The organism is Paenibacillus sp. JT22N7 (assembly GCF_059383875.1).
In genome coordinates this window covers 251401-258372 of record NZ_JBXENY010000012.1, presented here as the reverse complement: position 1 = coordinate 258372, position 6972 = coordinate 251401, and the positions used below count along the sequence as shown (strand labels likewise).

Sequence of the window (6972 nt, the reverse complement as noted above, 5' to 3'; positions counted from 1 at the left end):
CGCTTGTTATGCGAGATCTGTTCGTCTCAACCAGCTTAAACATGGTTTCTATAAGTAGGGGGGCGATCAGTTTTAGCGACGGGTTACGGACCCAGGGGAACGACCGATCTGCCCCGGCTACTGACAAATACACCACCAAAATAAAAAGTGGTCAACCAGTAATAACTGGCTGACCTCATAATACGACAGGTAACGATAGTTTAGCGACCCAGTTGAGGTGTTTGCGAAGTTCGCAAGGAGCATGAACTGATAAAAAATAGGTCTTGTTTTCAAGGAGGTAAATCATGGATTACACTTCACTAATTGAAGCGGCGTTAATGGAGAAGCGGTGGCCTAAAGATACCATAGCAGCTGGTCGGCGTCATTCTGTTGGTCTTAAATCGGACGGCATGGTGACGGCTGTGGGCGATAATAAATATGGCCAATGTGATGTGAGCAGCTGGCGCGATATGGTGGCGGTTGCGGCGGGTAATGTGCATATGGCAACGAACACGGGTAATGCTCATACCATCGGGCTTATATCGGACGGCACGGTGACAGCTGTAGGTTGGAATAAGCATGACCAATGCGATGTAAATGACTGGCGCGATATTGTAGCGGTAGCAGCGGGTTGGCGTCGTACCATTGGGCTTAAATTGGATGGCACGGTGGTGGCCGTGGGTCGAAATAATGAAGGCCAATGCAATATAAGCGGCTGGCGGGATATGGTGGCGCTAGCGGCGGGTGACTGGCATACTGTCGGGCTTAAGTCAGATGGCACGGTGGTGGCCGTGGGTAATAATCGATATGACCAATGTAATGTAAGCGGCTGGCGCGACATAGTGGTGACGGCAGCGGGTTACCTTCATACCGTTGGGCTTAAATCGGATGGCACGGTGGCAGCTGTGGGTTGGAATAAGCATGACCAATGCGATGTGAGCGGCTGGCACAGTATGGTCGCGATAGCGACGGGGAGTAATCATACAATCGGGCTTAAATCGGACGGCACAGTGGCGGCTGTGGGTTGGAATGAGCATGGCCAATGCAATGTAAGTGGCTGGCGGGATATAGTGGCGGTTGCGGCAGGTTGCGCTCATACTCTTGGCCTTAAATCGGATGGCACAGTTGTAGCTGTGGGTGATAATGAATACGGCCAGTGCGATGTAAGCGGCTGGCATGGAATCCAACTTCCCGGCAATTAGTTGAACAGAATAAGGTGCAGTTACTAAGGTAGCTGCACCTTATTTCTATTAAGCTATCGAGAAAACGGGTCCCCTGACAGCAGGAGGACCCGTTTCAACTATTCTAGCGATGCTGCGGCAATTGCTCCGAATGCCCAATGAGAAGCTGGAACATCCTTCCATAACAACTGTACCGAAGCGTTCGCATTTGGCCTACCCAGTACCTTGTTGATAATGGTAGCTGCTTCCGCGCGTGTTAGCGCCTGATTCGGCTTGAACGTGCCATCGTTATAGCCGTTAATAAAGCCGTAGGACTGAACCTTCATAATATCGCTTTGCGCCCAATGCCCCGCTACATCGCTAAAACCTTTGCTGGATTGCGAGTCCGAATCGCTCACAAGCAATTGCGACACAAGCCGTGCCATCTCCGCACGCGTAACAGATTGGTCAGCTCTAAATGTCCCATTGTTATATCCCTTCATTAAACCGATCTGGGTCATGTCGGCTATATACTCCTTAGCCCAATACCCTGCAGCTACATCCGCGTAATTTATATTCGCCGTATCCGCCTTATGGCGCGTCAGTACACGGGACAGGATGGCGGCCATCTCCGCCCTTGTAATCCGATTGTCCGGCTTGAACGTGTCATCCTCGTAGCCTTTCATATAAGCGATGCCTAGACTAGACTGGTCCAGCCCCGATATATGAAGCAGCGTGAACAAGCTGAATTGGGTTACGGTAAATGCAAGCCCTTTGTCGCCCTGATCGTTGTAGGGTACGACATTCCCCCTGAGCAGCTCCTTCGTTCCGTCGCTATGCTCGATATACACGGCTAGATTTTGCCACTCTGCTTCATCAAGCTTAATGCCCTTTAACGGTAAAATAATCGTAACTTCCGCATTTTGCAAATTGGTTTCAATGTTCATCGGACGACCAACAACCGTCGCCTCACCATCACCCGTGACAATGCTGACGGCTGCTTGGCGATTCGCCTGACCAGCAAGCTCCTGCTGCTTAACAACGTCCTTCATTGGTGCCAGCTTAAAATACAGCTCATCCTGCAACCCCGCTAATGTGCCGCTGCCGACCGCAATAACAGCATTAGCAGTAGATAACTGCAGCCCAACCTCTGCTGTCGTCAAGGTTTTGACCGCATCCTTGGGAAGCTTAAACGCTGTTTCACCAACTTCATCCAGCGTGTCTGGAATGCTAATGTTCACAGCCTTCGCACCTGATGCCGCCGCGCTTGCCGCCGCTTTGCTAGCCTCCTCTGCTGTCAGCGCAAGCTCATCTTGCTTGCTGCCGCCCACCTGCTTCGTTCTGTTGATGGTCTTTTTGATCCCTTTCCCTACGTCAACTGTAATCAGCTCCGATGATGGAGCCGTACCGTTCCCCCCCGATGCGGGAGGAGCAGTGGTTGCCCCTCCCCCTCCGGCTGGTGCTGGTGTTGGCGTCGCAGGTTCTATAGATGGTGCTGGTGTTGACGTCGCTGTTGACGGTACTGTTGTCGGCGCACTGGTTGGCGTCGTTGTTGGCCCCGTCGACGGTACGGTTGATGGCGTACTGGTTGGCGTTGCCGATGGCTGCGGCTGACCACTTACTGCAAACTTAACGCCGTCCAGCAGCATGTAATCCCCTGTTTTTTTCATCGCTTTAATCGTATGAACGGTGTCAGCCAGGCCGGTCACTGCGTAAATCTCCTGCTGCGTAAATCGGCTTGCGTTGACGGCGCTAACCGTTTGTTGGAAGATGTTATCGATGTAAATATCAACATCACCCTGAACGGCTGATTTTGGCGCAATCAGGGCAACGCCTGTGCCAGTAAACGAAAATTCGGCATAATCCCCATTGGTCATTGTACTGTGCAGATCGTTGTGATAGTCGCCACGGTAAGAGATGGCTAAGCTCACAGCTCCATCAGGCTGCGATGCCAAATATTCCTTCTTAATCGTAATATCACTGCCCGAAACGATATAGTCCACACCAGCCGTGAGCGTTGCATGGCCATTCTTCACACCCAGCAGATTGCTTCCATCAACCTGAAGCGTTGTTGTTATATCCGACTGCGCGGTTTTGTCAAAGCTGCCCGTATCCGGGGTAATCATATCCGCCATTCGGAATTTCAATTGGTCGATCAGCATGTAGTAGCCGGATTTTTTGACCGCTTTGAGCGTATGCTCGCCCAGTGTCAGGCCTTCGGCGACAAATACGGTCTGATTCACCTGGCGGCTAGGATAATACGTGCTGACCGTTTGCTGGAATACGCCATCAATATAGATGTCCATATCGCCTTGGGACGAATCTTTTTCGGTTATGAACGTAATGCCTGTGCCCTCAAACGTATATTCCAAATAATCGCCCGTCGTCTCCGTGTAATGGACGTCGTCCTTATAATCACCAAGACCTCTGTTGCGACCATGCTGCCAGGCGCCCTTATACGAAATCTCGCTGTCATCGTTGTTGACTGCCACATAGCGGCCTCTGGAAGAATCGCTAATGGCAACGGCCAGCGTTTGCTCAGCACCGCCACTGAAGGACAACGTCAAATTCGTCATGCCATTTGGCATTTGGGCAAGATAGCCCTTGCGAATCGTAAGCTGGTCGCCGAAAAGCTGGTAGTCTGTTCCCTCTTGCAGCGCTGTCGCGCCATTAGCAATTCCAGTTAGCGTATTGCCGTTCAAACTAACCGTCGTCGCAATATCTGCTTGTGCCGCCGCTTTATGATCAAAGCTTAGTGTGCTTGGGCTAATCGTACTGTTCTGCCCAGTGGTGTCGGTGATCTCGACGGCCAGCGTCTGCGGAGCCCCCGCACTAAAATCAAAGCGCAAGCTTGTTGTGCCTAACGGCTGGCTGGCAAGGTACGCTTTGTGAAGAAGCACATCGTTGCCGGATACGGTGTAGTCCGTGCCCGCTGTCAGAGCCGCTGCATGGTTGCTGATGCCCGAGAGCGTGTTTCCGTTCAGCGTCAATGCCACAGCAACGTCGGTCTGGGCGGAAGCTTTTTTGTCAAAGCTCGCCTCAAAAGGGCTAATCGTGCTGTTTGCCGCCGCTGAATCGCTGACAGCTACAGCAAGCGTCTGCACAGCCCCTCCTGCGAACGAAAACGTCAAGCTTGTTGTACCAATTGATTGTGCCGCCATATATTCCTTCTTCAAGGTAATGTCATTGCCAGATACGGTGTAATCTGTTCCCTCTGTCAGAGCTGCTGCACCGTTTGAAATGCCGCCGAAGCCGCTGCGAGCTCCTGTCGTCGTAAAGACCAAATCTGCCTGCTGACCCGCTGCCTTGTCGAATCCGCCGCCCGCTGCGCTTACAAGATCAGGCAGAAGTACCCGCAGCTTATCGAGCAGAAGAAAATAACCTGATTTTTTCACCGCTTTAAGGGTATGCGTACCGTCAGCCAGGCCAGTGATGTTAAACACAGGCTTCTGCGCCAGTCTTCCAATATGGTACGTACTGATCGTCCGTTGAAATTGATCGTCGATATAAATGTCGATTGCACCTTGGGATGGGTCAAGCTCCGTAATAAATTCAATTCCCGTGCCTGTGAACGTATACGAAAAATAATCGTTGTCATTCACTTCGGCATAATGCACATCATCCATATAATCGCCAAGTCCACGATTCCAGCTGCGATTCCAACCTCCAGTGTAGACGATGGATGAATCATCATCGTTCAGGGTGAACGATCCGCCAACTGCTGTATCCTGAATGACAAGCGATACCGTCTGTTCCGCTCCCGCACTAAAGGTAAAGGTGAGTGCCTTCGTTCCCGCCTGCTGCGCAGCAAGCCACGGTTTCTTGAGCGTCAGCGTATTGCCGCTTACGGTATAGTCAGTTCCTGCTGCGAGCGTATTGCCATCATGCTTGACGTCTGTCAGCGTATTGCCATTGAGCGCCGTTGTGAGCGTTACATCCGTTTGCGCAGACGGCAACAAATCGAAGCTGACCGTTGACGGAGTCACCCGGCTGTCTCTAATGGTCGAATCATTAATCGCAATAGATAGCGTCTGCGGCAATCCGCCGCTAAATGCAAAGGAGAGATTCAGCGTACCAACTGCCTTGCTCGCCAAATACTCCTTTTTAATCGTCACCTCGTTCCCGTTCACCACATAATCCGTACCTGCCGTTAACGCTGTCCCGCCCGCCGAAATACTGGCCAGCGTGTTGCCATTCAGCGTCAATGTCGTTGTGACATCAGCCTGCTCGGATTGCTTTTTATTGAAGCTGGCCGTTGAAGGAGCGATGCTGCTGCTCTGTGCTGCCGCATTGCCTACATCGATAACGAGGTTTTGTGCGCCGCCGGCAAGCTCCTGCCCTCCATTGCGCGTCCAATCCCCCGTATACTTAAAGCCAGTATCGTCATCGTTAGCGATTGAAGTTCCGCCAAGCGACGTAACCTTCAGCAATCTCGAACCATGCGAAGCCAAATTTGCCGAACTGTAGCCTGAGTTAAATGTACCTAAATCCTGATGCGTCCACAGATCGCGTACCTTGGCTGGCCCCTCCAGTCCGATATCGCTCCAGTCCACGTTTACCGTTGCCGCCGAATTTCCCAGATTGAACAGTCCAACGGTATAGGTGCCATCGCCATTGTTGGCATACCATACTTGCTGCTCGGCAGCTGTAGATACGGGATGTCCCGGTCGGCCTGCCTGATTAACAGCGATGACCTCTTCATTGGTCAATAGCTCTAGCCCATAAGCATCGAGGTTGGTCATGTCATTGCCAATGTACAATTGCGCGGATGACAGTGCCCAGAACGACATGGCTGTTCTGCGTTCATCCTGAGACAGGCCATCCATCGAGCCATTTCCAACATTCAAGGAATCGAAGTCATTCCAGCCGCCCGGCCCGGCATGGCGCCAAAATTGTTCGGCTTTCGGGAAGAGACGGGCAATGCTTGACCATACCGTCAAGCCGCCAGTGCCGCAATAACACTCCACATCCCAATCTACGCGCCAGCCGTTGGCGTATTTTTTCCAGTAGTCGATGTATTTGATGTCCAGCGCCCATGAAAGCTCCAGCCAAATATTGTGCGGCTCAAGCGCCTGCGACCATGCTTTGACGTCATCGCGCGCATCAAGCGACAGATCCGATATGCCAGAACCCGGCGTCACACTGTCGAACTTGAGGAAGTCGATTCCCCATTCACCATATAAATTGGCAATCGAATCAATATACTTCTGTGCGCATGGCTGATTGAAATCGATTTTGTAGCCGAGACCCCAGTAGTCCGATTCTTGCAGCGGCTGCGCAGCAATATCCTGCATGGTGCAGCCCGGCGCATCGTAAATCGGCAAATCCTGATCATAGGCCTGCGGCGACATGCCCGGAATACCGTACAGCCCTACCTTTTGTCCGTTGTCGTGAATATGGTCGATCACTTCCTGCAAGCCGTTTGGATAAAGGGTCGTACTTGGAATCGGCCGCCCGTAGCCATCCATGTCACCGTTCCAGGCCGCATCGATATTAATGTATTCATAGCCGTAAGGCTGCAGCTTCTCGTGCATCGCATCGGACTGCGCCTTGATTTGATCAGCGGTAATCCAGTGGCCGTTGTTCGTATACACCTGCATGCTGTAGCTGCTCCAGCCCATGTAAGGCTTCTGGGCAAGTCCATTGTCCGCAGCTTTCGCTACATTTCCGTAAGGCGCTACCAGTCCAAGCTGCATCGTGAGCAGAACGACAACGAGCAGCCAAGGCTGTATTTTTTTCATGAATGGGATCATAATTAAGCTCCTTTTTCAGAAAATAGGACCAGGCCATTATCTCGCAATAATAACCTGATCCTGTCCGTTCTATGTTGCTA

2 protein-coding genes are annotated in these 6972 nt (G+C 51.8%); one reads left to right on the top strand and one right to left on the bottom strand.

The features are described 5' to 3' along the window. Positions 1 to 284 precede the first annotated feature (284 nt). Positions 285 to 1181 (top strand): RCC1 domain-containing protein, encoded by an 897-nt coding sequence (locus AC50Y5_RS28060; RefSeq protein ID WP_494864589.1) that lies wholly within the window; start codon positions 285 to 287, stop codon positions 1179 to 1181. 98 nt (positions 1182 to 1279) lie between these two features. Here AC50Y5_RS28060 and AC50Y5_RS28055 read toward each other — a convergent pair whose 3' ends face one another. Beyond that, the gene (locus AC50Y5_RS28055; protein ID WP_494864587.1) at positions 1280 to 6892 is read right to left on the bottom strand and encodes a X2-like carbohydrate binding domain-containing protein; all 5613 of its coding nucleotides are present in this window, start codon (positions 6890 to 6892) and stop codon (positions 1280 to 1282) included. Positions 6893 to 6972: the final 80 nt, after the last annotated feature.